Origin of the sequence: Variovorax sp. OK212, assembly GCF_900112425.1 — a bacterium.
Taxonomy (GTDB): Bacteria; Pseudomonadota; Gammaproteobacteria; order Burkholderiales; family Burkholderiaceae_C; genus Variovorax.
The window spans coordinates 337,234-363,601 of sequence record NZ_FOLP01000001.1 but is presented as its reverse complement, the minus strand read 5'-3'; the positions used below and the strand labels follow the sequence as shown (position 1 = coordinate 363,601).

General features: G+C 67.5%; 23 protein-coding genes. 12 read left to right on the top strand and 11 right to left on the bottom strand.

Going from position 1 to position 26,368, the window contains the following annotated elements:
* Positions 1-117: 117 nt before the first annotated feature.
* A complete protein-coding gene (locus tag BM004_RS01595) occupies positions 118-1,014 on the top strand; it encodes an RNA ligase family protein (RefSeq protein ID WP_093210868.1) in 897 nt (298 codons plus the stop codon).
* Positions 1,011-2,150 carry an AAA family ATPase gene (locus BM004_RS01590; protein WP_093210866.1) on the top strand — a complete coding sequence of 380 codons (1,140 nt, stop codon included), beginning with the start codon at positions 1,011-1,013 and terminating at the stop codon, positions 2,148-2,150. The genes BM004_RS01595 and BM004_RS01590 overlap by 4 nt, the downstream gene beginning before the upstream one ends.
* Before the next feature lie 94 nt (positions 2,151-2,244).
* Here the strand turns inward: BM004_RS01590 and ffh are convergent, their stop codons facing one another.
* On the bottom strand, positions 2,245-3,633 hold the full coding sequence (gene ffh, locus BM004_RS01585) for a signal recognition particle protein (RefSeq protein ID WP_093210864.1): 1,389 nt from the start codon (positions 3,631-3,633) through the stop codon (positions 2,245-2,247).
* 115 nt (positions 3,634-3,748) lie between these two features.
* Between ffh and BM004_RS01580 the strand changes: the two genes are divergently transcribed.
* From BM004_RS01580 to BM004_RS01545, 8 genes are all read left to right on the top strand, one after another.
* The gene (locus tag BM004_RS01580; protein WP_093126018.1) at positions 3,749-4,561 is read left to right on the top strand and encodes a cytochrome C assembly family protein; all 813 of its coding nucleotides are present in this window, start codon (positions 3,749-3,751) and stop codon (positions 4,559-4,561) included.
* A complete protein-coding gene (locus BM004_RS01575; protein ID WP_093210862.1) occupies positions 4,558-4,818 on the top strand; it encodes a PP0621 family protein in 261 nt (86 codons plus the stop codon). Before BM004_RS01580 ends, BM004_RS01575 begins: the two co-directional genes overlap by 4 nt.
* Positions 4,815-6,512, top strand: a complete 1,698-nt coding sequence (locus BM004_RS01570) for a two-component system sensor histidine kinase NtrB (protein ID WP_093126023.1) — start codon at positions 4,815-4,817, stop codon at positions 6,510-6,512. Before BM004_RS01575 ends, BM004_RS01570 begins: the two co-directional genes overlap by 4 nt.
* Before the next feature lie 4 nt (positions 6,513-6,516).
* On the top strand, positions 6,517-8,091 hold the full coding sequence (locus BM004_RS01565; protein WP_093126026.1) for a sigma-54-dependent transcriptional regulator: 1,575 nt from the start codon (positions 6,517-6,519) through the stop codon (positions 8,089-8,091).
* A complete protein-coding gene (gene ampD, locus BM004_RS01560) occupies positions 8,078-8,731 on the top strand; it encodes a 1,6-anhydro-N-acetylmuramyl-L-alanine amidase AmpD (RefSeq protein WP_093210860.1) in 654 nt (217 codons plus the stop codon). Before BM004_RS01565 ends, ampD begins: the two co-directional genes overlap by 14 nt.
* 350 nt (positions 8,732-9,081) lie before the next feature.
* On the top strand, positions 9,082-11,997 hold the full coding sequence (locus BM004_RS01555; protein WP_093126030.1) for a ribonucleoside-diphosphate reductase subunit alpha: 2,916 nt from the start codon (positions 9,082-9,084) through the stop codon (positions 11,995-11,997).
* 224 nt (positions 11,998-12,221) lie between these two features.
* Positions 12,222-13,457 carry a ribonucleotide-diphosphate reductase subunit beta gene (locus BM004_RS01550; protein ID WP_093126032.1) on the top strand — a complete coding sequence of 412 codons (1,236 nt, stop codon included), beginning with the start codon at positions 12,222-12,224 and terminating at the stop codon, positions 13,455-13,457.
* 196 nt (positions 13,458-13,653) lie between these two features.
* Positions 13,654-14,202: a histone H1-like DNA-binding protein gene (locus tag BM004_RS01545; RefSeq protein WP_093126034.1), complete on the top strand. Its 549-nt coding sequence runs from the start codon at positions 13,654-13,656 to the stop codon at positions 14,200-14,202.
* Positions 14,203-14,301: 99 nt separating this feature from the next.
* On the opposite strand, the gene BM004_RS01540 is transcribed toward BM004_RS01545, so the two are convergent.
* The 7 genes from BM004_RS01540 to BM004_RS01510 all read right to left on the bottom strand — a co-directional run bounded on the left by BM004_RS01540 (position 14,302) and on the right by BM004_RS01510 (position 20,828).
* Positions 14,302-15,204, bottom strand: coding sequence for a carbohydrate kinase family protein (locus BM004_RS01540; protein WP_093126037.1), 903 nt, complete (start codon positions 15,202-15,204; stop codon positions 14,302-14,304).
* 91 nt (positions 15,205-15,295) lie between these two features.
* A complete protein-coding gene (locus BM004_RS01535) occupies positions 15,296-16,771 on the bottom strand; it encodes a zinc-ribbon and DUF3426 domain-containing protein (protein WP_093210858.1) in 1,476 nt (491 codons plus the stop codon).
* An 85-nt stretch (positions 16,772-16,856) separates the two neighbouring features.
* Complete coding sequence (gene prmA, locus BM004_RS01530) at positions 16,857-17,741, bottom strand: 50S ribosomal protein L11 methyltransferase (RefSeq protein WP_093126042.1); 885 nt, start codon at positions 17,739-17,741, stop codon at positions 16,857-16,859.
* A gap of 16 nt (positions 17,742-17,757) precedes the next feature.
* Positions 17,758-19,107, bottom strand: coding sequence for an acetyl-CoA carboxylase biotin carboxylase subunit (gene accC / locus BM004_RS01525; protein WP_093126045.1), 1,350 nt, complete (start codon positions 19,105-19,107; stop codon positions 17,758-17,760).
* A gap of 2 nt (positions 19,108-19,109) precedes the next feature.
* Positions 19,110-19,565 (bottom strand): acetyl-CoA carboxylase biotin carboxyl carrier protein, encoded by a 456-nt coding sequence (accB, locus tag BM004_RS01520; protein WP_093210856.1) that lies wholly within the window; start codon positions 19,563-19,565, stop codon positions 19,110-19,112.
* 108 nt (positions 19,566-19,673) lie between these two features.
* On the bottom strand, positions 19,674-20,231 hold the full coding sequence (locus tag BM004_RS01515) for a TlpA family protein disulfide reductase (RefSeq protein WP_093126050.1): 558 nt from the start codon (positions 20,229-20,231) through the stop codon (positions 19,674-19,676).
* Positions 20,232-20,828, bottom strand: a complete 597-nt coding sequence (locus BM004_RS01510) for a hypothetical protein (RefSeq protein WP_093210854.1) — start codon at positions 20,826-20,828, stop codon at positions 20,232-20,234.
* Between the two features lie 111 nt (positions 20,829-20,939).
* On the opposite strand from BM004_RS01510, the gene mpl reads away from it, so the two are divergent.
* Both mpl and BM004_RS01500 read left to right on the top strand, forming a co-directional pair.
* Entirely contained in the window at positions 20,940-22,352 is a 1,413-nt protein-coding gene (gene mpl, locus BM004_RS01505) for a UDP-N-acetylmuramate:L-alanyl-gamma-D-glutamyl-meso-diaminopimelate ligase (protein WP_093210852.1), read from the top strand.
* 5 nt (positions 22,353-22,357) lie between these two features.
* Positions 22,358-22,867, top strand: a complete 510-nt coding sequence (locus BM004_RS01500) for a cupin domain-containing protein (protein ID WP_093210850.1) — start codon at positions 22,358-22,360, stop codon at positions 22,865-22,867.
* A 24-nt stretch (positions 22,868-22,891) separates the two neighbouring features.
* Here the strand turns inward: BM004_RS01500 and BM004_RS01495 are convergent, their stop codons facing one another.
* The 3 genes from BM004_RS01495 to tldD form a co-directional block, all read right to left on the bottom strand.
* On the bottom strand, positions 22,892-24,010 hold the full coding sequence (locus tag BM004_RS01495) for a 3-deoxy-7-phosphoheptulonate synthase (protein WP_093126060.1): 1,119 nt from the start codon (positions 24,008-24,010) through the stop codon (positions 22,892-22,894).
* 231 nt (positions 24,011-24,241) lie between these two features.
* Complete coding sequence (locus tag BM004_RS01490; protein WP_093126063.1) at positions 24,242-24,778, bottom strand: hypothetical protein; 537 nt, start codon at positions 24,776-24,778, stop codon at positions 24,242-24,244.
* A gap of 81 nt (positions 24,779-24,859) precedes the next feature.
* Entirely contained in the window at positions 24,860-26,320 is a 1,461-nt protein-coding gene (gene tldD, locus BM004_RS01485; RefSeq protein ID WP_093126066.1) for a metalloprotease TldD, read from the bottom strand.
* Positions 26,321-26,368 lie beyond the last annotated feature (48 nt).

Sequence of the window (26,368 nt, the reverse complement as noted above, 5' to 3'; positions counted from 1 at the left end):
GCGTACCCACTGACCAGGCACGGCCCCACACCACGGCCGTGCAAGTCGCTCCCGATCTCTCTCAGCTTCGCTCCCGCACGTTGTCGGTTCTTCCTGGTTTTCATCCGGAGAACAAACGTGTTTCCTCTCTCTTCCCTTTCATCGATCCCGCTGCTCAAGTACCCGCGTACGGCGCACCTGGAAGGCTCGCGGCTGCAAGCGGGCGACAGCGACGACGCCCAGGCGCCGTTGTCCGCGCTGCACGGCATGCAGGTGGTCATCGAGGAAAAGCTCGATGGCGCCAATGCCGCCGTGTCGTTCACCTCGGCGGGCGAACTGCTGCTGCAGTCGCGCGGCCACTACCTCGCGGGCGGCGCCGGCGAGCGCCAGTTCAACCTGTTCAAGCACTGGGCCGCCGCGCATGAAGCGGCGCTGCTGGAGCGCCTCGAAGATCGCTACGTGATGTACGGCGAGTGGTGCTTCGCCAAGCACAGCTGCTGGTACGACCGGTTGCCGGCGTTCTTCCTGGAGTTCGACGTCTACGACCGGCAGGCGCAACGCTTCCTCTCGACACCGGCGCGCCATGCGCTGCTCGAAGGCGGCCCGGTGCTGCCGGTGCCGGTGCTGTACGACGGCGAGATGCCGCGCCATGCGAAGGCCTTGCGCGCGCTCGTGCGGCCTTCTCTTGCGCGCAGCGCCGGCTGGCAGCGCGCCTTCGAACAGGCGGTGGCGCACGAAGGCCAGCCGCTCGAGCTGGTGCGTCAGCAGACCGACCTGTCGGACCTGGCCGAGGGCCTGTACCTCAAGACCGAGCTGAACGGCGAGGTGACGGGCCGCTACAAGTGGGTGCGTCCGGACTTCGTGCAGACCATCCTCGACTCGGGCTCGCACCACAGCCGCCGGCCGGTGCTGCCCAACCAGCTGGCGCCGGGCGCGGACCTCTACGCGCCGACGCCGCCGGTGACATGGCAAGACCTGGGCCTGCGCACCTTGCGCGACCCGGCCGGGCTGACAACGACAGGGAGACAGAAATGACGCATGACGACCTGCGCGCGCTGGTGCCCGCGCCCGGCCAGGGCACCGACTGGGCGCAATGCTGCGACCTGCTGCCGGAGCTGCTGCGCCTCGAAGAAACGCCGCAAGACCCGTACTACCACGCCGAAGGCAACGTCGGCATCCACACGCGCATGGTGCTCGACGCGCTGCTGCAGGACGCGCACTACCAGCGCGCCGATGCCGACGGCCGCTTCGTGCTGTTCATGGCCTGCCTGCTGCACGACATCGCCAAGCCCGACACCACGGTGATCGACGCCGCCAGCGGCCGCATCGGCCAGCCCGGCCACTCGCGCCGCGGCGCGGTCGACGTGCGCGTGCTGATGTGGAAGGCGCGCGTGCCGTTCGCGCTGCGCGAAGCCGTGTGCCGGATCATCGCGGTGCACCAGCTGCCGTTCCATGCCTTCGCCTCGCGCAAGGGCGTGCGGCCCGAGTGGCTGGTGCACAGGCTCTCCTGGGAGCTGAGCCTGCCCGACCTGTGCTGCGTGGCGCGCTGCGACATGCGCGGGCGCCACTACGAAAAGCGCGCCGACAGCATGGCCGACATCGCGCTGTTCGAGGAACTCGCGCAGGAAGAAGGCTGCTGGAACGGCCCGCGCCCGATGGCCGACGCGCACACGCGCCTGGCCTACTTTCGCGGTACCGACACCAGCCCCGACTACCCGCTGTTCCAGAACGCGGGCTCGCGCGTGACGGTGATGTGCGGCCTGCCGGCCAGCGGCAAGAACCACTGGGTGGCGCAGCAGCGCAAGGGCTGGCCGGTGGTGTCTTTCGACGATGCGCGCGCCGAGCTCGGGTTGAAGCACGGCGAGAACGACGGCATGGCCGCGCACCACGCGGTCGACCAGGCCAAGGCGCTGCTGCGCAAGCAGGAGCGCTTCGTGTGGAACGCGACGCACCTGAGCGAGCAGATGCGCACCAAGACGCTCGACCTGCTGTGGAACTACCACGCGCAGATCGAGCTGGTGTACCTCGAGGTGCCGCATGCGGAGCTGATGCGCCGCAACCGCGAGCGCGACACGACGCTGTCGAACGCGGGCATCGAGCGCATGCTGCATCGCTGGGAACTGCCCGCGCCGGTGGAGGCGCACGAGACGGTCTACGAGGTGCAGAGCTAAGCCCGCAGACCTGAGCGCGCAGGGCCCGAGACAGAAGGCCCGCCGGTGCGAACCGGCGGGCCTTCTTATATATATGAGGGGATGAAGCGGTCGCCTAGAACGGGAGCTTCGGGCCGCCGGGGCCGCCCATGCCGCCCATGCCCTTCATGCCGCCCATCTTCTTCATCATCTTCATGAGGCCGCCGCCCTTCATCTTCTTCATCATGCCCTGCATCTGCTCGAACTCGTTGAGCAGGCGGTTCACTTCCTGAACCTGCACGCCCGCGCCGGCCGCGATGCGGCGCTTGCGCGTGGCCTTCAGCAGCTCGGGCTTGCGGCGCTCCAGCGGGGTCATGCTCTGGATGATCCCTTCCTTGCGGCGGATGTCGCGCTCGGCGCGCGTCATGTCGGCCTCGGTCGCCTTGGCGGCCATCTGCGTGGGCAGCTTGTCCATCAGGCTCGACAGGCCGCCCATCTGCTTCATCTGCTGCAGCTGGCCCAGGAAGTCGTTCAGGTCGAAGCCCGCGCCGCTCTTGACCTTGGCCGCGAGCTTCTGCGCCGCCGCCACGTCGACGCCGGCCGTGACCTGCTCGACCAGCGCGACGATGTCGCCCATGCCCAGGATGCGGCCCGCATGGCGCTCGGCGTCGAACACTTCCAGGCCGTCGATCTTCTCGCTGGTGCCGGCGAACTTGATCGGCACGCCCGTGACCTGGCGCACCGACAGCGCCGCACCGCCGCGCGAGTCGCCGTCGGTCTTGGTCAGGATGATGCCGGTGAGCGGCAGCGCCTCCTTGAAGGCCTTGGCGGTGTTGATCGCGTCCTGGCCCTGCATGGCATCGACCACGAACAGCGTTTCGACCGGATCGAGCTCGCCGTGCAGCTGCTTGATTTCGGTCATCAGCACTTCGTCGATGGCCAGGCGGCCGGCCGTGTCGACCAGCAGCACGTCGAAGTAGTGGCGCTTGGCGTGGTCGAGCGCGGCGCGCGCGATGTCCAGCGGCTTCTGGTCGGGCGTACTCGGGAACCATTCGGCGCCGGCCTGCCGGGTGACGGTCTTGAGCTGCTCGATGGCGGCCGGGCGGTACACGTCGCCCGACACGGTGAGCACCTTCTTCTTGCGCTTCTCGATCAGGTGCTTGGCCAGCTTGGCCGTGGTGGTGGTCTTGCCCGCGCCCTGCAGGCCGGCCATGAGGATCACGGCGGGCGGTTGCGCGGCGAGGTTGATGTCGGACACGCCCTCGCCCATGGTGGCGGCGAGTTCGCGGCTGACGATGCCGACCAGCGCCTGGCCCGGCTTGAGCGAGCCCAGCACTTCCTGGCCGAGCGCCTTGTCTTTCACGCGGGCGACGAAGTCGCGCACCACGGGCAGCGCCACGTCGGCTTCCAGCAGCGCCATGCGCACTTCGCGCAGCATGTCCTGCACGTTGCTTTCGGTGATGCGGGCCTGGCCGCTCATCGTCTTGACGAGGCGGGAGAACTTTTCTGTGAGGGCGGTGGCCATGAGCGGGATGCCTTGCTGCCCGCTGCAGCGGGCCGGATGGAGAAGTCTTGGAGACGAGGAGAGAACTTGAAGTCGGGCGCGGGGAACGCAAGGGCGAGCCGGTACACTCCGGCCGATGATTTTAGCGATCCCCTCCCCGCTCGGCGTGGCGCTGGGCATCGCCACCGCGGTTGCCTACGGTTTTGTCGCCGCCGCCGGCGCCAGATTGAGCCGCCAATCGACCCGATGGGCCCTCGGCATCGCATGGCTTTTGCACGCCGCGGTGCTGGCCCACGGCCTGATCGGCAGCGACCCGCGCTTCGGTTTCGCCCCTGCCCTGTCGGTCACCGCGTGGCTGGTGCTCACCGTCTATGCCGTCGAAAGCCGCATGTACCCGCAGCTGAAGGTGCGCCGCGCGCTCGCCTGGCTGGGCGCGGCGGCCGTGCTGCTGGCCATCCTGTTCCCCGGCACGCCGCTGCACGTCACGGCGTCGCCCTGGCTGCCGCTGCACCTGGCGCTGGGCATCGCCTCGTACGGGCTCTTTGCCGCGGCCGTGGTGCACGCCTGGCTGATCACCCGGGCCGAGAAGCAGATCCGCCTGGCCACCGCCGAGCCGCAGGGCGGCGTGCCGCTGCTCACGCTCGAACGGCTCACTTTCCGCTTCGTCACCGCCGGCTTCGTGCTGCTGTCGGCCACGCTGCTGGCCGGCCTGCTGTTCAGCGAACAGCTCTACGGCGCGGCCGGCCGCGCCTGGAAGTGGGACCACAAGACGATCTTCTCGGTGCTCGCCTGGATCACCTTCGCCATCCTGCTGGTCGGGCGGGCCCGCTTCGGCTGGCGCGGGCGCACGGCGCGCCGTGTGCTGTACGCCGGCTCGGCCCTGCTGCTGCTGGCCTACGTGGGCTCTCGCTTCGTGCTCGAAGTGGTGCTCGCGCGTCCTCCTGTATGAAATACCTCCTCGTTCTCGCGGTCCTCTGGGTCGCGATCTGGCTCTGGCGCAAGAACCGGCGCGAAGAAATGCGTGAAGCAATGCGCGAGCGCGCGGCCAAGGCCCAGCAACGCGCGCCCACGCAGGTCGGCGCACCGCAGGCCATGGTGCGCTGCGCCCACTGCGGGCTGCACCTGCCCGCAACCGATGCCATCGCGGGGCCGGGCGGCGCGGTCTACTGCAGCACCTCGCACCGCGAAGCCGCCTCGGCGAAATGAGCTCCTCCCTCTGGTCGCGCGGCGATCCCGTCACCGACTGGGACGTGCTCGACCCCGGCTCCGGCGAAAGCTCCGCTCTGATCCGGCTGTGGCGCGGCTTCATGGGCGCGCGCTGCTTCGTCGCGCTGGTGCTGATGCTGCTGCAGGGCGTGGCCTATGCCATGGGCCAGACGGTGCAGCCCTTGGCCGTCGCGATCTCCTGCCTCTACCTGGTCGCCAGCTGGCTGGGCATGCGCTACACGCGTTTCCAGCCGCCGATCCGCAGCTTCACCGCGCTGTGGCTGCTGACCATCGGCATCGACCTCGCCGCCTTCACCGCGCTGCAGGTGCTGCAGGGCGGCAACGTCAACTACACGCCGCTGTTCGCGCTGCCGGTGCTGATGAGCGCGGTGCTCGGCACCATGACCGTGAGCCTGGGCACCACGGCCAGCGTCACGCTGCTGCTGCTGGCCGACGCGGGCTGGCACTGGCTGCAGCAGCCGATCGACTCGTCCACGCGCTTCGTGCAGGCCGCGCTCACCGGCACCGGCCTGTTCGTGGTGGCGCTGCTGGCGCACGAACTGGCCCGCCGGCTGACGCGCGAGGAGGCCGTGGCGCAGCGCAACCGCAGCAGCGCGCAGATGCAGGCGGAGGTCAACGACCTGGTGATCGAGACGCTCAGCGAAGGCGTGCTGGTGATCGACGCCGAAGGCCTGGTGCACGCGGCCAACCCGGCGGCCGACGCCATCCTGGGCCAGGGCCTGGCGAAACTCATGCTGCCGTTCCCGCTGCACACGCAGCCCGCCTGGCATGCGCTGGCCGCGCTGGCGCGCCAGACCTTCGCGCGCCGGGCGCCGCAGACCGAGGAGATCCCGGTGGCGCAGGCGCGCGGCGCGGCGCGCGAGGTGCGCGTGCGCACGCGGCTCACGCCCACCAGCGACCGGCACGTCGACAGCCTGTGCGTGATGTTCCTGCAGGACCTGCGCGAGCTCGAGGCGCGCATCCGCACCGAGAAGCTGGCCGCCATGGGCCGCATGTCGGCGGCGGTGGCGCATGAAATCCGCAACCCGCTGGCCGCCATCACGCAGGCCAGCGCGCTGCTCGCCGAAGACCTGACCGACCCCGCGCACCGCAAGCTCACGAGCATGGTGCAGCACAACGCGCAGCGGCTCGCGCGCATCGTGGACGACGTGCTCGACGTCTCTCGCGCGCGCCAGCAGCGGGTGCTGTCACTGGGCGAGCAGGTGGTGCTCGACCCCGCGGTGCAGGTGCTGGCCGAGGAGTGGGTGCGCCAGACGCAGCGCAAGGGCGTGCTGGTCTCGCTCGACGCGGCCGGCAGCGACGTGCGCTTCGACGCCGAACACCTGCGCCGCCTGATGGTCAACCTGCTGGACAACGCCGCGCGCTACGCGGGCAAGCAGGACGGCTCGATCCAGGTGCTGACGACGCTGCAGCGCGGCAGCTCCGTGCGCCCCAGCCTGATGGTGTGGAGCGACGGCGCGCCGCTGGAGCCGGCGGTGCAGCGCCACCTGTTCGAACCCTTCTTTTCTTCCGAGAGCCGCTCCAGCGGGCTCGGCCTGTTCCTGTGCCGCGAGCTGTGCCGCCGGCACGGCGCCACCATCGGCTACGAGCGCCGCGCGCTGGTGCCGGGCGGGCCCGAGGGCAATGAATTCTTCGTCAGCTTCGCCGTGAGCGAAAACCGGCTGACACAATAGCGCCGTGAGCATTCCCACCCCTTCCACGCAGCGGCCGGCGCAGATCCTGGTCATCGACGACGAACCCGACCTGCGCACCCTGTACGAGCTGACGTTGCTGCGCGAAGGCTATCGCGTCGAGGCCGCGGGCAGCGTGTCGGAAGCGTGGCAGCACCTGGAGGCCGGCCGCTTCGACGCGGTGATCACCGACATGCGGCTGCCCGACGGACAGGGCATGGAGATCATCCACCGCATCCAGAAAGACCAGCGCAGCGAGCGCTGCGTGGTGATGACGGCCTACGGCTCGGCCGAGAACGCGGTCGAGGCGTTGAAGGCGGGTGCCTTCGACTACCTGACCAAGCCGGTCGACCTGAAGCAGTTCCGCGCGGTGGTCGCGTCCGCCGTGCAGGCGCGCCAGGCACTGCAGGTGCCGCAGGTGCCGGTGCGCGCCGTGCAGGCGGTGCCCGCGAGCGGCAATCCTGGTGACATGCTCCCCGTCACCTCGGGCACCGGCATCGCCGCGCTCGACCGGCTGGTAGGCGAATCCGAACCCATGCGCCTCGTGAAGTCGCGCATCGCGAAGGTGGCGCGCGGCATGGCGCCGGTGCTGGTGCGCGGCGAGTCGGGCACCGGCAAGGAACTGGTGGCGCGCGCGGTGCACGCCTGCAGCCAGCGCAGCGACGGCCCGTTCGTGGCGGTGAACTGCGGCGCGATTCCCGAGAACCTGCTCGAGGCCGAATTCTTCGGCGCGAAGAAGGGCTCGTACACCGGCTCCTCGCAGGACCGCGACGGCTACTTCCAGGCCGCGAGCGCCGGCACGCTGTTCCTCGACGAAATCGGCGACCTGCCGCTGGCCATGCAGTCGAAGCTGCTGCGCGCGATCCAAGAGCGCAGCGTGCGCTCGATCGGCTCCACGCAGGAAGAAGCGGTCGACGTGCGCATCGTCAGCGCCACCCACAAGGACCTGCACGCCGAAGTGCAGGCCGGCCGCTTCCGGCAAGACCTTTTCTACCGCCTCAACGTGATCGAGATCGCGGTGCCCGCGCTGCGCGAGCGCCGCGAAGACCTGCCCGCGCTGTGCGCCGCGCTGCTCGCGCGCATCGCGCAGGACGGGGGGCTGCCGGTGCCGCACCTGTCGGCCGACCTGCTGCGCCGCCTCGCGATGCATCCGCTGGACGGCAATGTGCGCGAGCTCGAGAACCTGCTGCACCGCGCCGTCGCGCTGAACGACGGCGACGAGCTTCACCTCGACCTGATGGGCGGCTTCACCGCCGCCGCCGAAGCCGCGGCGTCCGCGCCGGCACCGCTGATGCCGGCGTTCCCCGCGCCCGCCGCATTCGCCGCGCCGGTCGCGCCCATGCCTGCCGCGCCCGCCGCCTCCAAGGCCGCGCCGCCGCCGCTGCCGTCCGACCTGCAGGCCTACCTCGACCAGCAGGAACGCGAGATCCTCGTGCGCGCGCTGCACGAGAGCGGCTTCAACCGCACCGCCGCCGCCGCGCGCCTGGGCATGAGCCTGCGGCAGATCCGCTACCGCATCGCGCGGCTGGGCATCACCACGCCCAACGGCGACGATGGCGCGAGCAGCCATGCCGACGACTGAAGACACTGCCGGCGGCAACGACAGCCGCCTGAATGCAGGCCCGCACGACGGCCTCTGGCAAGCCGGCTGGTACCGTTTCGCGAAGGCGCTGCGCTCGCCCAACTTCGGCCCGCGCCCGTCGGCCGCACCGGGCACAACCGCAGCGCCGACAGACCTCATCGTGCTGCACTCGATCAGCCTGCCGCCCGGCGAATACGGCGGCGACGCGGTGCAGCAGCTCTTCACCAACCGGCTCGACTGGGACGCGCACCCCTACTTCCAGACGATCCGCGGCCTGGAGGTGTCCTCGCATTTCTACGTGCGGCGCAACGGCGAGCTCTGGCAATTCGTGAGCTGCGACGACCGCGCCTGGCACGCCGGCGTGTCGTCGTGGCGCGGCCGCGCCAACTGCAACGACGACTCCATCGGCATCGAGCTCGAAGGCCTCGAGGGACAGCGGTTCGAGGAGGCGCAATACGAAACGCTCGCGAGCCTGTGCGCCGCGCTCGCGCAGCACTACCCGATCGCGCACATCGCGGGCCACGAGCACATCGCGCCGGGCCGCAAGCAGGACCCCGGCGCCGGCTTCGACTGGCGGCTGCTGCGCGAACAACTCGGCTGGAATCCACAGATGTTTCCGGCGCCGGTGGCGGGCCGCTAATTTTTTCAATCGCGTGACGGGCCGCGATGCGCTGCGCGGCGAGTACATCCGTGCGCGAATTGCAAACGCCGCACCCAGCAACCATGCGGGCTGCAAGCCCAAATCGGCCTGCAAGCCAAGCGCCATGCGGGTTGCGAGAACATAGGCCAGTATTCACGCGGCATCTCTGGCGATGGGCCTCGTCGAATGCAATTTCGACGGTGTGTGTATCCGAAGGAAAACACTACCTGTAGTGGCTTGTAGGGCATCCAGACCCTAGATATAGTGTCCTCCGTCCGGTCGTCAGCACCGGCGCGACGCTCAGCCAAGGCGCCGCCACCCAACAAGAATTGCCAACCGAGAGGATGCGAATGCAAACAGCCCTGAACCCCCAATCGACCCCGCGCGCCGTGCCCGCGATGCCTGTGCAGCAGCAGCGAGACACGGCCGGCTCGCCCGCCGGCCAGAACCTTGCGCACTACCAGATCATTCGCCGCAACGGCGCCGTGGTGCCGTTCGAGCCGAACAAGATCGCCATCGCGATGATGAAAGCCTTCCTGGCCGTGCACGGCACCCAGGGCGCGGCTTCGGCCAGCGTGCGCGAAACGGTCGACACGCTCACGCAAGGCGTGATTCGTGCCATGGTGCGTTCGCGTCCGGGCGGCGGCACCTTCCACATCGAAGACGTGCAGGACCAGGTCGAGCTCGGCCTGATGCGCGGCGGCCACCACGAAATCGCGCGCGCCTACGTGCTGTACCGCGAGCGCCGCACGCAGGAGCGTTCCAAGCAGGTCGAGCATGAAACGCCGGCCACGCCCGCGCTGCACGTGCTGGACAACGGCGAGCGCGTGGCGCTCGACCTGAACGAGCTCAAGGGCCTGATCGAATCCGCCTGCGAAGGCCTGGGCGACAGCATCACCTCCGCGCCGATCGTCGCCGAGACGATGCGCAACCTGTACGACGGCGTGCCGCTCGACGAGGTCTACAAGGCCTCCATCCTCGCGGCCCGCACGCTGATCGAGAAGGACCCCGACTACACCTTCGCCACCGCGCGCCTGCTGCTGCACACGATCTTCAAGGAGATCATCGGCCGCGAAGTGATGCCGGTCGACCGTGCCACCGCCTACGCCGACTACTTCCCGCAGTTCATCAAGAAGGGCGTGGAGAACGACCTGCTCGACGAGAAGCTGCTGCAGTACGACCTGCCCCGCCTGGGCGCCGCCCTGAAGGCCGAGCGCGACAACCAGTTCGACTACCTCGGCCTGCAGACGCTGTACGACCGCTACTTCCTGCACGTGCGCAAGACCCGCATCGAGCTGCCGCAGGCCTTCTTCATGCGCGTGGCAATGGGCCTGTCGCTCAACGAGATCGACCGCGAAGCGCGCGCCATCGAGTTCTATGAAGTGCTGTCGTCGTTCGACTTCATGTCGAGCACGCCCACCCTGTTCAACGCCGGCACGCTGCGCTCGCAGCTGTCCAGCTGCTACCTGACCACCGTGCCCGACGACCTGGACGGCATCTACGAGTCGATCAAGGAAAACGCGCTGCTCTCGAAGTTCGCGGGCGGCCTGGGCAACGACTGGACCCGCGTGCGCGCGCTCGGCAGCCACATCAAGGGCACGAACGGCGAATCGCAGGGCGTGGTGCCGTTCCTGAAGGTGGTGAACGACACGGCCGTGGCCGTGAACCAGGGCGGCAAGCGCAAGGGCGCGGTCTGCACGTACCTGGAAACCTGGCACCTCGACATCGAGGAGTTCCTGGAGCTGCGCAAGAACACCGGCGACGACCGCCGCCGCACGCACGACATGAACACCGCCAACTGGATCCCCGACCTGTTCATGCGCCGCGTGATGGAAAAGGGCACCTGGACGCTGTTCTCGCCCTCCAACGTGCCTGACCTGCACGACCTGTTCGGCGCCGATTTCGAGCGCGCCTACGTCGCCTACGAGGAAAAGGCCGCCCGCGGCGAGATCAAGCCCGCGCGCACGCTGCAGGCCACCGACATGTGGCGCAAGATGCTCACGATGCTGTTCGAGACCGGCCACCCCTGGATCACGTTCAAGGACGCCTGCAACGTGCGCTCGCCGCAGCAGCACGCCGGCGTGGTTCACTCGTCGAACCTGTGCACCGAGATCACGCTGAACACCAGCGACACCGAAACCGCCGTGTGCAACCTGGGTTCGGTGAACCTGCTGCAGCACTTGAAGGACGGCAAGGTCGACCAGGTCAAGCTGAAGAAGACGATCTCGACCGCGATGCGCATGCTCGACAACGTGATCGACATCAACTACTACGCCGTGAAGAAGGCGCGCGACTCCAACCTGCGCCACCGTCCGGTCGGCCTGGGCCTGATGGGCTTCCAGGACGCGCTGTACGAACTGCGCATTCCGTACGCCTCGCAAGACGCCGTGCAGTTCGCCGACGAGTCGATGGAAGCCATCTGCTACCACGCGTACTGGGCGTCGACCGAGCTGGCCAAGGAACGCGGCAAGTACTCGAGCTACAAGGGCTCGCTGTGGGACAAGGGCATCCTGCCGATCGACTCGCTCGACCTGCTGGAAAAGGCACGCGGCGGTTACGTCGAAGTCGACCGCTCGGCCACCCTCGACTGGGACGCGCTGCGCGCCAAGATCAAGGCCGACGGCATGCGCAATTCGAACTGCGTGGCGATCGCCCCGACCGCGACCATCTCGAACATCATCGGCGTGGACGCCTCGATCGAACCCTGCTTCGGCAACCTGTCGGTCAAGTCGAACCTGTCGGGTGAATTCACCGTGATCAACCACTACCTGGTGCGCGACCTGAAGCGCCTGGGCCTGTGGGACGACGTGATGGTCATGGACCTGAAGCACTTCGACGGTTCGCTGCGTCCGATCGACCGCGTGCCGCAAGACGTGAAGGCGCTCTACGCCACCGCGTTCGAAGTGGAAACCACGTGGCTGGTGGAAGCCGCCGCGCGTCGCCAGAAGTGGATCGACCAGGCGCAGTCGCTGAACATCTACATGGCCGGCGCATCGGGCAAGAAGCTCGACGACACGTACAAGCTCGCATGGCTGCGCGGCCTGAAGACGACGTACTACCTGCGCACGCAGAGCGCGACGCACGCCGAGAAGTCGACGGTGCAATCGGGCCGTCTCAACGCGGTGTCCTCGGGCAACGACGCACCGTCGGGCATGAGCGCGCTCGACGCCGCAGCGGCCGCTGCGCAAGCGCAGATGAATGCGATCCCCGCCACCGACATCGCGTTCTGCGGCGTGGACGATCCGACCTGCGAAGCCTGCCAGTGATGTGCAAGTGAAGCGTCGCGCAGTGCATCCGAAAAATGCGCGCGGCGCTTCGGCGAATCAGCGAGGTGCATGCGAAAGTCGTGCGACGTTCAATCAATGAAGGCATTGACTGACATCGCGCGATGCATGCGAGCAACATAACAACCACATAAATGGCGTGCGATGTGAACGAGCACTTTGCAACTCACATCGTTACTCCGATAATTTGAGCATTGGATTTTTCTATGTTGACCTGGGACGAAGAAGTCAAGCCCTCCTTACCAAAGGATATGCAACAAGGATTGCAGCACCACAACGCATCGACCGTCGGCTCGCCCGCAGGTCGTTCGGTGGATGCTCCGACTTCGTCGATTGCGCAACCCGCTCTTCGCACGATCAGCGCGCTCGATGACGGCGCTGCTCCACTGCGATCGGTTGCTGCCGCAGCAACGCCCGCTGCCGCCCAACGCGTCAAGGCCTCCGACAAGCGCATCATCAACGGCCAGACCGACGTCAACCAGCTGGTGCCGTTCAAGTACAAGTGGGCGTGGGAAAAGTACCTCGCCACCTGCGCCAACCACTGGATGCCGCAGGAAGTGAACATGACGCGCGACATCGCGTTGTGGAAAGACCCGAACGGCCTGACCGAAGACGAGCGCCGCATCGTCAAGCGCAACCTCGGCTTCTTCGTGACCGCCGACTCGCTGGCCGCCAACAACATCGTGCTGGGCACCTACCGCCACATCACGGCGCCCGAGTGCCGCCAGTTCCTTCTGCGCCAGGCCTTCGAGGAAGCGATCCACACGCACGCGTACCAGTACATCGTCGAGTCGCTCGGCCTGGACGAGAGCGAGATCTTCAACGCGTACAACGAAGTGCAGTCGATCCGCGAGAAGGACCAGTTCCTGCTCCCGTTCATCGACGCCATCAGCGACCCCCACTTCAAGACCGGCACCCACGAGACCGACCAGACGCTGCTCAAGTCGCTCATCGTGTTCGCCTGCCTGATGGAAGGCCTGTTCTTCTACGTCGGCTTCACGCAGATCCTTGCGCTGGGCCGCCAGAACAAGATGACCGGCGCCGCCGAGCAGTACCAGTACATCCTGCGCGACGAGTCGATGCACTGCAATTTCGGCATCGACCTGATCAACCAGCTCAAGCTCGAGAACCCCGGCCTCTGGACCTCCGAGTTCAAGGCAGAGATCAAGGCCCTCTTCATGAAGGCCGTCGAGCTCGAATACAAGTACGCCGAAGACACGATGCCGCGTGGCGTTCTCGGCATGAACGCCTCCATGTTCAAGGGCTACCTGCGCTACATCGCCAATCGGCGTGCACAGCAGATCGGCCTCGAAACGCTCTTCCCGAACGAGGAAAACCCGTTCCCCTGGATGAGCGAAATGATTGACCTGAAGAAAGAGCGCAACTTTTTCGAGACCCGCGTGATCGAGTACCAATCGGGTGGCGCGCTCTCCTGGGATTGACTCTCTCAACAAGAAATAATGATTTCAAGAATTGCCCTTGCCACCGATCGCGCCGAAGAGCGCGGCATGGACGAGGGCTCAGGTGTTCATGGTGCTGGGGCTCAGATTCCAACGCCATGAATCACTTCACGCTACCCAACGTGCGTGGAGTGCTTCAATAGGTTGATTTTTTCAACTTGATCAAGGAGAAATAGAAATGGCAACTGCAAAGAAAGCGCCGGCCAAGAAGGCCGCTGCAAAGAAGGCTCCGGCAAAGAAGGTCGTGGCTGCTAAGAAGGCTCCGGCAAAGAAGGTCGCTGCCAAGAAGGCTCCGGCCAAGAAGGTCGCTGCCAAGAAGGTAGCCGCCAAGAAGGCAGCACCGGCGAAGAAGGTAGCCGCCAAGAAGGCAGCACCGGCCAAGAAGGCCGCTGCCAAGAAGGCGCCTGCGAAGAAGGTAGCCGCCAAGAAGGCAGCACCGGCGAAGAAGGCCGCTGCGAAGAAGGCACCGGCGAAGAAGGCCGCTGCCAAGAAGGCGCCTGCGAAGAAGGCTGCCGCCAAGAAGGCGCCTGCGAAAAAGGCCGCGGCCAAGAAAGCCGCGAAAAAGCCCGCTGCCAAGCCTGCCGCTGCTGCCAAGAAGCCTGCTGCAAAGAAGGCTGCCAAGGCAGCTGCGCCCGCCAAGGCTGCAGCCGTAGCGCCCGCTCCCGCGGCGCAAACGACGCTGAACCCCCAGGCAGCATGGCCGTTTCCCACGGCCAGCAAGCCCTGAGTTTTCTCAGCGGCCTTGAAGGCACAAAGCCCGGCACCTCACGGTGCCGGGCTTTTTTCATGAGCGCCTCGAAAGTGCTTCGAGGCGCGAGTCAGATGATCAGAGGCCCAGGGCCTTGCGGTCGATCTCGTAGTTCTGCGGGCCGCGTTGCGCGATCTTGATCGCGCCAACCTTGTTGCCCAGCGCCGCGCACTGCGCCAGCGACCAGCCCTTTTCCAGGCCGAACAGCAGCGCGCCGCGCCACGCGTCGCCGCAACCCGTGGGTTCGACCACTTCGGTGGCCACCACGCCGGGCACGTGCTCGCGCTCGCCGTTGACCCACACCTCGCAGCCCTCGCCCGCCAGCGTGACCACCAGGCCGCGCACGCGCGTCGAGATCTCGGCCAGGCTCCAGCCGGTGCGCTGCGACAGCATCTTGCCTTCGTAGTCGTTCACCACCACCCAGCTCGCGAGCTCGACGAAATGGCGCAGCGCCTCGCCGTCGAACATCGGCAGGCCCTGGCCCGGATCGAACACGAACGGAATGTCGGCGGCCGCGAACTGCTCGGCGTGCTGCAGCATGGCGTCACGGCCGTCGGGCGCGATGATCCCGAGCTTGATGTCCTCGCGCGCAGCCACCTTGGTGACGTGCGCCTGCTGCATCGCGCCGGGGTGGAAGGCGGTGATCTGGTTGTTGTCGACGTCGCTCATGATCATCGCCTGCGCGGTGAAGGTGTCGTCGAGCTGGCGCACGAACTCGGTGCTGATGCCCAGCGTGCGCATGCGCTCGAGGTACGAGGGGCCGTCGCTGCCCAGCGTGGCCATCGGCAGCGCCGTGCCGCCCAGTGCGTTGAGGCTGTACGCGATGTTGCCGGCGCAGCCGCCGAAGTCGCGGCGCAGCGTCGGCACCAGGAACGACACATTGAGGATGTGCAGCTGGTCCGGAAGGATCTGGTCGGCGAACCGGCCCTCGAAAGTCATGATGGTGTCGAACGCGAGGGAACCGCAAATCACTGCTGCCATAGGTACGCCGTTAGGTAAGAAAAGTGGATGAAGAACAGAGTGGGACGCGCCAGCTCATGCGTGTGGATGCACGTGTACTTGCGCATCCCGCTCAGGGATAGAAAGCCTCGACGCGGTAGCCCGCGATGGGCGGCAGTGCCGCCGCCTCCGAAGCGGACAAGGTCAGCGGCAGTGAGGCCGCGCGATCGGCACGGGCCTGCAGCACCGACGGTGCGCCGTAGTCGACCGGCATCAGCACGCGGCGCACCACGGCGCGCTCCTGCGTGTCGAGCAGCGAGAGTTCGACGGCCGGCATGGCCAGCGGCACGGTGGCGCCGTTGCGCAGGGTGAAGCTCAGGCGATAGTCGTTGGTGCCGGTCTTTTCGCGCGCGAAGGCAGCGCCTTCGATCACGATGTCGCCGATCTGGCGCAGCGCCGCGAGTTCGCAGCCGGTGTGCTGGCACAGCATGGCGAGCGCGGGGCGCAGGTTGGGCTGACGCGCGGCGATGCCGTCGCGCTCGTGGCGCAGCACCTGCACGGCGAGCAGCAGCACCGCAAGCAGCACCAGCAGGACGAGCACGATGCGCACGCTCCTGCGCTGCCAGAAGCCCGGCGCTGCATCGGCGTGCTCGTCTTCGTCGGCGAGCGGGTGGCCCACGGGCAGCTCGAAGGCCGACGACAGCGAGTAGTCGGGTTCGCTCTCGCGCTGCACCACCGCCGCCTCGACCTCGGTGCCGCTCTCGCTTTCGGCTTCAGCGGCTTGGGTGGCGGCGCGCTCGTCGCGCGCCTTGGCGCCCGCGATCTTGGCGGACTTGGCGCGCGCGCGGCGCAGCGCCTTCTGCATCTGCACCTTGTCGTGCTCTTTTTCTTCCTGCTCGCGCTCGGCGTTCGCCTCCCCGTCATCGCTCGCACGCTCGATCAGGCCGCGCGTCCGGTCCATGCGCGGCGACATGGGCAGCGGCGGTGCCGGTGGCGGCGCGGGTGGCGGCGACGCCAGGTTCAGGTCGATGTTGGGGAACGGCGGCAGCGTGCTGCGCGGCGGCTTCCAGGCGGGCTCGGTGGTGTCGAGATCGGACCACGGCTCGTCCGCAGCCAGGCCGTGTTCGGGCAAGGTGAGCGAGAAGGCCGGCGCGGCGGACGGCGGGGCCACGGGCCCGGGCACCCCGGCGTCGATCGGCGCCGGACGCGATGGCGACTCGGGATCGTCGTCGAAGAAGTCCGCATCTTCCGCCGGCGATGCGGGCGCTTCAGCAGGTGCTTCTATTTCTATGGATGGCGGCGATGGCAGCGGCGAAGGCTCGGGTGCGACCACCTGCACGGGGGCTGTCGGTTGCACAGCAGCCTTGGCCTCGCCCGAGGGCTGGACCAGGCCCGGTATGTAGCCGCCCTGCGGCGCAGGCGATGGCGACGATGGGGATGGGGGTGCGTGGCCCGGCGAGGCGCCGTCCGGCGCCTCGTGCAGGTCGAGCGTGGCGTCGAACACATGGCTGCAGCGGCCGCAGCGCACCCACCCGTCGGAAATGCGAAGCTGGTCGCGCACCACCTTGAAGGTGGTGGTGCAGGCGGGGCAGCGCGTGACGAGACTCATGACCGGGCGATTGTAGGGTTGGACCCCCGCCGCGCGACGGGCGTGAGGGGCGCGAGCAGCGGCCCTGCAGCCGCGCTGTCGCGGCTCAGCAGCGCGCGGTCATGAGGATCCAGCCGTCCTCGGTGTCGCTGACCTCGAGCGCGGCGTAGGGCGCGTAGGCTTCCTTCAGCTCGTCGGCCTGGCGCGCGAGGATGCCGGCCAGCACCAGCGAGCCGCCCGCCTTCACGTGGCTGCGCAGCAGCGGCGCGAGCACCTTGAGCGGCGTGGCCAGGATGTTGGCCAGCACGGTGTCGTAGGCGCCCTTGGCGGCTTCGGGAAGCCCTGCCTTCAATTGCACGCCGTTGGCCTCGGCATTGAGCACGGTCGAGGAGACCGCCGCTTCGTCGATGTCGACCGCGTCGATGTCTGTCGCGCCGAACTTGGCCGCGCCGATCGCCAGGATGCCGGAGCCGCAGCCGTAGTCGAGCACGCGCTGACCGGCCAGGGCGCCCTTGGTTGCGATCCAGCGCAGGCACATGCGCGTGGTGGGATGCGTGCCGGTGCCGAAGGCCAGGCCCGGGTCGAGCCGGATCACCTGCTTGGCCTGCGCGGGCGGCTCGTGCCACGTGGGCACGATCCAGAACTCGGGCGTGATCTCCACCGGTGCGAACTGCGATTGCGTCAGGCGCACCCAGTCCTGTTCGGGCACCGACGCGATGCCGAGCACCTCGCAGCCTTCGAAGAAGTCTTGCAGCGCGAGCACCGACGCGGCTTCCTTCGCCAGCGCCTCGTCGGGGAACAGCGCGATCACGCGCGAGCGCTGCCAGCCTTCCTTGGGCGGCGGCATGCCGGGCTCGCCGAACAGCGCCTGCTCGGCGTCGGTGGCCGCGTCGGCGTCTTCGACCGACACGCTCAGCGCATCGAGTGCGTCGAGCGCGTCGCTCACCGTTTCGACACGGTCTTCGGGCGCCATGAGGCGGAGTTCAAACATGGCTTTGCGTGTCCGATCAGCGCTTGTGCGCTGCCAGCCACTCCTCGAGGTAGTGGATGTTGGTGCCGCCGGTCATGAACTTGGAGTCGACCATCAGCTCGCGGTGCAGCGGGATGTTGGTCGAGATGCCTTCGATCACGGTCTCGTTCAGCGCCGTGCGCATGCGGGCCATGGCCTGCTCGCGCGTGTCGCCGTAGACGATGATCTTGCCGATCATCGAGTCGTAGTTCGGCGGCACGAAGTAGTTGGTGTACGCGTGCGAATCGACGCGAACGCCAGGGCCGCCCGGTGGGTGCCACATGGTGATGCGGCCCGGCGACGGCGTGAACTTCCACGCGTCTTCGGCGTTGATGCGCACCTCGATGGCGTGGCCGTGCATCTGGATCTGGCGCTGCGTGAACGGCAGCTTCTCGCCGGCCGCGACCATGATCTGCGTCTTGACGATGTCGATGCCCGTGGTGAACTCCGTCACCGGGTGCTCCACCTGCACGCGCGTGTTCATCTCGATGAAGTAGAACTCGCCGTTCTCGTACAGGAACTCGAAGGTGCCGGCACCGCGGTAGCCGATCTTCTTGCAGGCAGCCGCGCAACGCTCACCGATCTTCTCGATCAGCTTGCGCGGAATGCCGGGAGCCGGCGATTCCTCGATCACCTTCTGGTGGCGGCGCTGCATGGAGCAATCGCGCTCGCCCAGGTAGACGGCGTTCTTGTGCTTGTCCGCGAGGATCTGGATCTCGATGTGGCGCGGGTTCTGGAGATACTTCTCCATGTACACCGCCGGATTGCTGAAGGCCGCACCGGCTTCCGCCTTGGTCATCTGGATCGCGTTGACCAGCGCTGCCTCGGTGTGCACCACGCGCATGCCGCGGCCACCGCCGCCGCCTGCGGCCTTGATGATGACCGGGTAGCCGATCGCGCGGGCAATGCGCTTGTTGGTGGCGGCGTCGTCCGAGAGTTCACCCTCGGAGCCGGGCACGCAAGGCACGCCGGCCTTGATCATGGCCTGCTTGGCCGACACCTTGTCGCCCATCGTGCGGATGTTGTCGGGCGTCGGGCCGATGAACTGGAAACCGCTCTGCTCCACGCGTTCGGCGAAGTTCGCGTTCTCGCTGAGGAAACCGTAGCCGGGGTGAATGGCCTCGGCGTCGGTCACCTCGGCGGCCGAGATGATCGCCGGCATGTTGAGATAGCTCTGCGCCGACGGTGCCGGGCCGATGCACACGGCCTCTTCGGCGAGCTTGACGTACTTGGCGTCGCGGTCGGCCTCGGAATACACCATCACGGCCTTGATGCCGAGTTCGCTGCAGGCGCGCTGGATCCGGAGGGCAATTTCCCCCCGGTTTGCAACCAGGATCTTCTTGAACATGGTCACTCGATGATGAACAGCGGCTGTCCGTATTCGACCGCCTGGCCGTTTTCGCCGAGGATCTGCGTGACCGTGCCGGACTTGTCGGCTTCGATTTCGTTCAGGATCTTCATCGCTTCGATGATGCAGAGCGTGTCGCCCTCGTTGACCTTGCTGCCGATCTCGACGAATGCGGCGGCGCCCGGGCTGGACGAACGGTAGAAGGTGCCGACCATCGGCGACTTCACGGCATGGCCGGCGGGAACGGCTTCGGCGGCCGGGACGCTGGCAGCTGCAACAGCGCCGGCAACCGGTGCGGCTGCAGCCTGCGGCGCGGCCAGGGTTTGAACGTACTGCACAGGGGCGACACCGCCGCCCTTGACGATGCGGACCTTGCCTTCGGTCTCGGTGATTTCCAGTTCGGAAATATTCGATTCGGACACCAGGTCGATCAGTGTCTTGAGTTTGCGCAGATCCATGGGACTCCAGTGCCGGCTGAGCCGGTCTTCAGGATATAACTTGTTAACTTGTTCGAAAATCGTTGATTTTCGGCGTTCGGCGTCTAACGCCAGCGGAGGGGACGCATTCTAACCATGAACAAGTTCACGCCGCCAAGTCTCCAGGTCCGTGGTTTCCAGCTTGCCCATTTTACGAGCCGCCACCGAACCGTTCCCATTCAGGACCAGGGTGAAGGGTAATCCACCTCCAGTATTGCCCAGGTTCTTGACCAGTTCGGTGCCTTGCAAGCCCGCCAGCCCGGTCGGATAAGTGACCGGCGTGCGCTGCAGGAACTTGCGCACGGCGCTGGGCTGATCGATGGCCAAGCCGACCACTTGCCAGCCGTTGGCACCGTTTTGCTTGAAGAAGGCGTCGATCATCGGCATTTCCTCGACGCACGGCGGGCACCAAGTGGCCCAGAAGTTCAGCAGCAGCGGCTTGCCGCGCAGGCTGGAAAGAACCAGGTCACCGCCCTCCGGACGTTCGAAGCTCTGGGCCCAGAACGCCGCGTCGAGGGTCTCACCGCCACCCGTACCTCCTGCTGTGCTGCCGCGTTCCTTCCACCAGGCGCCACCGAGCCCGGCGGCCGCAGCCGCTGCCGCCACGCCGGCATAGAGCATGCCGCGTCGGGTGGGCGAAGAAGTCATTCACTTGTCCTTTTCTCGTTCAATGAGGCGGCGCAATGCGGGCAGGTCGCCGCGCGGGGTGCGCCCCTGGGCGTCGGGCTTCAGGGCGCCGCGCAGGTCGTCGAGGTCGTAGACCAGCAGGTGCACGCCGATTTCCTCGCCGAGCGCGCGGCTCGGGGCATGCACGCTCAGGGCCTCGACCTGCTCGCCGTGGAAGCCGGTCACCATGCGCGGCTCGTAGTCCACATGGTGATCGATCAGCGCGATTTCGGCCGACTTGGAATCATCGCAGAACAACTGAATATAAATGTCTGACAGCCGGGTGGCCGTTCCGTGCCACACGGCACCGCCGACGTGGGGGCGGAAGACCGCCATGCGCTCCATCCATTCGAGCGCCAGCATGCGCAATGCATGCAGTTCCTGCGGCTGGGTGTCGGCGCAGAAGAGCTCGATGTACTCGCGCACCTCGGCCTCGACGTCGTCGTTGTTCGGCAGCGCGGTGCGCGCCGACAACCCCAGGTCACGCAGTGCCCGGCGCTTGGCCGGGCCGTATTCCAGTCCCTCCTCGACGACGAGGCGGGCTGCAGTGGCGGCAATTTCACGCTTGGACGTGTCCATCGGGGCATTCTGCCCGCGGAAGGCATCCCTCACATGAACATCAGTACGGCACGCAGGACAAACGCGGGGCCACGGCCCGGGACGCACGGGTCGCTTCCCTAGAATCGACCGATGCACATTCATATTCTGGGTATCTGCGGCACGTTCATGGGCGGTGTGGCCGCCCTGGCGCGCGAGGCAGGCCACCGGGTCACGGGCTGCGACGCCGGCGTGTACCCGCCGATGAGCGACCAGCTGCGCGCGCTCGGCATCGACCTGATCGAAGGCTTCGGCGCCGACCAGCTCTCGCTGGCTCCCGACATGTTCGTGGTCGGCAACGTGGTGTCGCGGGCCCGGCTGCCCGACGGCAGCCCCAAGTTCCCGCTGATGGAAGCCATCCTCGACGCCGGCAAGCCCTACACCAGCGGTCCGCAGTGGCTGGCCGAGCACGTGCTGTTCGGCCGCCACGTGCTGGCCGTGGCCGGCACCCACGGCAAGACAACGACCACGTCGATGCTGGCCTGGGTGCTGGAAAAAGGCAGCAAGGCGCCCGGCTTCTTGGTGGGCGGCGTGCCGCTGGACTTCGGCGTGTCGGCGCGCCTGGGCGACGGCCCGGCCTTCGTGATCGAGGCCGACGAGTACGACACGGCCTTCTTCGACAAGCGCAGCAAGTTCGTCCACTACCGGCCGCGCACCGCCGTGCTGAACAACCTCGAGTTCGATCACGCGGACATCTTCGACGATCTCGCCGCCATCGAGCGCCAGTTCCATCACCTGGTGCGCACCGTGCCGAGCACCGGGCGGCTGGTGGTGAACGCCACCGAAGAGAGCCTGCAGCGCGTGCTGGCCCAGGGCTGCTGGAGCGAACTGGCGCGTTTCGGCGCAGGGGGGCCGAACACCGAATGGCAAGCCCGCGGCTCGCACGACGCCTTCGACGTGCTGCGGCGCGGCGAGGCGGTCGGCCGGGTCGAGTGGGAACTCTCCGGCCTGCACAACCAGATGAACGCGCTGGCCGCCATTGCCGCGGCCGAGCACGTGGGCGTGCCGCCCGCCGAAGCGGCGCGCGCGCTGGGCAGCTTCCGCAACGTGCGCCGGCGCATGGAGTTGCGCGGCACGGCCGAGCGGGCCGGTGGCGCGATCACGGTCTACGACGACTTCGCCCACCACCCGACGGCCATCCGCACCACGCTCGACGGCCTGCGCCAGAAGCTGGACGCCGCCGGCAAGCAAAGTGAGCGCATCCTTGCGGCCTTCGAGCCGCGCAGCAACACGATGAAGCTGGGCGTGATGGCGGCCCAGCTGCCCTGGAGCCTGGAATCGGCCGACCTGTCGTTCTGCCACACGGCCGGGCTCGACTGGGACGCCGCCGCGGCGCTCGCGCCGATGGGCGAGCGCGCACAGGTGGCGAACGCCATCGAGCCGCTGGTGAAGCAGGTGGTGGCCGCGGCCCGGTCGGGCGACCACATCGTCTGCATGAGCAACGGCGGCTTCGGCGGCGTGCACGACAAACTGCTTGCCGCCCTGCGCGCACCGGCGGCATCATGACCCCCATGGCCGTCCCCCGCGCACGCGAGCTGATCGACACGCTGAAGCTGCAGCCCCACCCCGAAGGCGGCTGGTACAGCGAGGTGTTCCGCTCGGCCGCGAGCGTCACGCCGGACGACGGCCGCGCGCCCCGCAACGCGCTGACCAGCATCTACTTCCTGCTCGAGGCGGGCCAGCATTCGCGCTGGCACCGGGTGCTGTCCGACGAAGTCTGGGTGCACCTGGAAGGCGTGCCGCTGGCGCTGTGGACCTGCGACGCCGCGATGCGCACGGCACCGGCCCACGTTCGGCTGGGCCCGGTCGACGCCCACGGCACCCGGCCTCAGCACGTGGTGCCCGCCGGCCAATGGCAGGCGGCCCGGCCGATCCAGGGCCACACCACGGGCGACTTCACGCTGGTCGCCTGCATGGTCGGGCCAGGCTTCGTCTTTGCCGATTTCTCGATGGTGCCGCCCGGCAGCGACGAGGCTGCGTCGATGCGGCACCACTGGCCCGACCTGGCCGGGATGCTCTAAGGCGTCTTTTCTCGGGCGCCTTTTTCAGCCCCGGCGTTGCTTGACCGCCTGCGAGAGCGTGTCCAGCACCTGCACCGAATCGTCCCAGCCCAGGCAGGCGTCGGTGATGCTCTTGCCGTATTCGAGGCCCGACAGCTCGTCCTTGCCCGGCGTGAACTTCTGGGCGCCCGGCTGGAGGTGGCTTTCGACCATCACGCCGAACACGCGGTTCGAGCCGCCGGCGATCTGCGCGGCGATGTCCTTGGCCACCTCGATCTGCTTCTGGTGCTGCTTGGAGCTGTTGGCGTGGCTGCAATCGACCATCAGCGTGGGCGGCAGCTTGGCGGCCTGCAGGTCCTTGCAGGCCGACTCGACGCTCGCGGCGTCATAGTTCGGCGCCTTGCCGCCGCGCAGGATCACGTGGCAGTCTGGGTTGCCGTTGGTCTGCACGATCGCGACCTGGCCGTTCTTGTGCACCGACAGGAAGTGGTGGCCGCGCGCCGCCGCCTGGATGGCGTCGGTGGCGATGCGGATGTTGCCGTCGGTGCCGTTCTTGAAGCCGATCGGCGCCGACAGGCCCGAGGCCAGCTCGCGGTGCACCTGGCTTTCGGTGGTGCGCGCGCCGATGGCGCCCCAGGAAATCAGGTCGCCGATGTACTGCGGCGAGATCACGTCGAGGAACTCGCTGCCCGCCGGCAGGCCCAGGCGGTTGATGTCGATCAGCAGCTGGCGCGCGATGCGCAGGCCTTCGTCGATGCGGAAGCTCTCGTCCAGGTACGGGTCGTTGATGAGGCCCTTCCAGCCGACCGTGGTGCGCGGCTTCTCGAAGTACACGCGCATGACGATTTCCAGCGTGCCGGCGTACTTCTCGCGCTCGACCTTCAGGCGGCGGGCGTAGTCGAGCGCCGCGGCCGGGTCGTGGATGGAGCACGGTCCCATGATCACCAGCAGCCGGTCGTCCTTGCCCGCCATGATGTTGTGGATGCTGCGGCGCGTGCCTTCGATCAGCGTCTCGACGGGCGTCCCGCGAATCGGGAAGAAGCGGATCAGATGTTCGGGAGGGGGAAGCACGTTGATGTCCTTGATGCGTTCGTCGTCGGTCTTGCTGGTTTTTTCGACGCTCGCATACCAGCTGTCGCTGGCGGGGGCAGTGTTCGTGCTCATGGGTGCTTCCTTGTTGGAGTGGATATCGTCAGGGCATAAAAAAACCGCCGGGGGCTTGAGGCCACCGGCGGTTCTGGGAGGGTGTTCGTGTGCGTTTTACGCGCTCGCCTCTCGTCCGCCGGAAACCGGGAACCAAAAGTAGGCAAAGAAATAAGCGCGGAGGGCGGACATGTGGGCGGAATGTAGCATGGAAAAAGAAAACCCGGCACAGGGGCCGGGCGTTCGTTGTTTTTATCGGTAACCCGATTCGTTCGGGTTGTGGATGATCCAGATCAGGTTGCCGGCGGAGTAGTCGCCCATGCCGCCGCCCGCGAAGATCAGGCGGCCCTGGCCCTTGTAGGTCATCTCGAAACGGTGGCGGTCGCTGCCGAAATAGAACGGGATGAAGGCCTTGCCCGTCACGTACGCGCCCTGGTCGGTCGGCTGGCCCGCGAGGTCGGTGACCTGCCTGGCGCTCATGCCGATCTGCAGCCGTCCGAACTTGCTGTTGCGCGCCGGGTTGCCGGTGATCTCGCCTTCGTAGCCGTTCAGGCCCTTCACGGTGCGGCCGCTGCCGGCCTCGATCTTCGACGAGTCGACCACGTTGCCCTGGGCGTCCATGCCGGCCTTGGCGCCGCCGCGTGCCGGTGCCGCGGGAGCAGCGGCTGGCGCGGGTGCCGCGGCGGGCTGGCTGCCCGAACCGCCGCGGGATGCGCAACCGGCTGTGGCCAGCGCCACCACGGCGGTCACGGCCCACAGCACGGCGGACGAATTGATCCTGTTCCCCATTGAAATGCTCCTTGAACTCATCGTTCGCAAAAGGAGCGCAGCTTAGCAACCGAAGGAAACAGCCGGCAAGTGACTAAAGTCCTAAGCCGTTCCACCTACAGTCAAACCGTCGATGCGCAGCGTCGGCTGGCCCACGCCCACGGGCACGCTCTGGCCTTCCTTGCCGCAGGTGCCCACGCCCGAATCGAGTGCCATGTCGTTGCCGATCATCTTCACGCGGGTGAGTGCGTCGGGGCCGTTGCCCACGATGGTGGCGCCCTTCACCGGGTACTGGATCTTGCCGTTCTCGACCCAGAAGGCCTCGCTGGCGGAGAACACGAACTTGCCGCTCGTGATGTCGACCTGGCCGCCGCCGAAGTTGGTGGCGTACAGGCCCTTCTTGATGCTGGCCACGATTTCCTTCGGGTCCTTGTCGCCGCCGAGCATGTAGGTGTTGGTCATGCGCGGCATCGGCACATGCGCGTAGCTCTCGCGGCGGCCGTTGCCCGTGGGCTTGACCTTCATGAGGCGCGCGTTCATCGAGTCCTGGATGTAGCCCTTGAGGATGCCGTCCTCGATCAGCACGTTGCGCTGGCTGGCGTTGCCCTCGTCGTCGACGTTGAGCGAGCCGCGGCGGTCGGCGATGGTGCCGTCGTCGAGCACCGTCACGCCCTTGGCCGCCACGCGCTGGCCGATGCGGCCCGAGAACGCGCTCGAGCCCTTGCGGTTGAAGTCGCCTTCCAGCCCGTGGCCGATGGCTTCGTGCAGCAGGATGCCGGGCCAGCCGGAGCCGAGCACCACGGTCATCTCGCCGGCCGGGGCCGGGCGTGCGTCGAGGTTGGTCAATGCGGCCTTCACGGCATGGTCGACGTATTCGGCGATCTGCTCGTCGGTGAAATAGGCCAGGCCGAAGCGCCCGCCGCCGCCGCCGGAGCCGATTTCGCGGCGGCCGTTCTGCTCGGCGATGACGGTGACCGACAGGCGCACCAGCGGGCGCACGTCGGCGGCCAGCGTGCCGTCGGCACGGGCCACGAGCACCACGTCGTACTCGCTGGCCAGGCCGGCCATGACCTGCGCCACGCGCGGGTCGCGCGAACGGGCCAGCTTCTCGACCTTCTCGAGCAGCTTCACCTTGGCGGTGCTGTCCAGCGTGGCAATGGGGTCGATGCCGTCGTACAGCGAGCGGCTGGAGGCGATCTTGCGCGCCGGCGTCTTCACGCGGCCGGTGCGGCCGGCCGACGAAATCGAGCGCACCGTGCGCGCCGCGTCGAGCAGCGAGGCCTCGGAAATGTCGTCGGAGTAGGCGAAGGCGGTTTTCTCGCCGCTGACCGCGCGCACGCCGACACCCTGGTCGATGCTGAAGCTGCCGGTCTTGACGATGCCCTCTTCCAGGCTCCAGCCTTCGCTGCGCGTGTACTGGAAGTACAGGTCGGCGTCGTCCACCTTGTGCGCGGTGATCTCGGCCAAGGCCTTGCCCAGGTGCGATTCGTCGAGGCCGAACGGCGTGAGAAGGAGCTGTTGCGCCGTGGCGAGGCGCTCGATGGTGGGTTCGCGGGAGATCATGGCCGCCATTCTAGGCAGCCGCCCTCTTCCGCGCTGCCCCCAAGGACA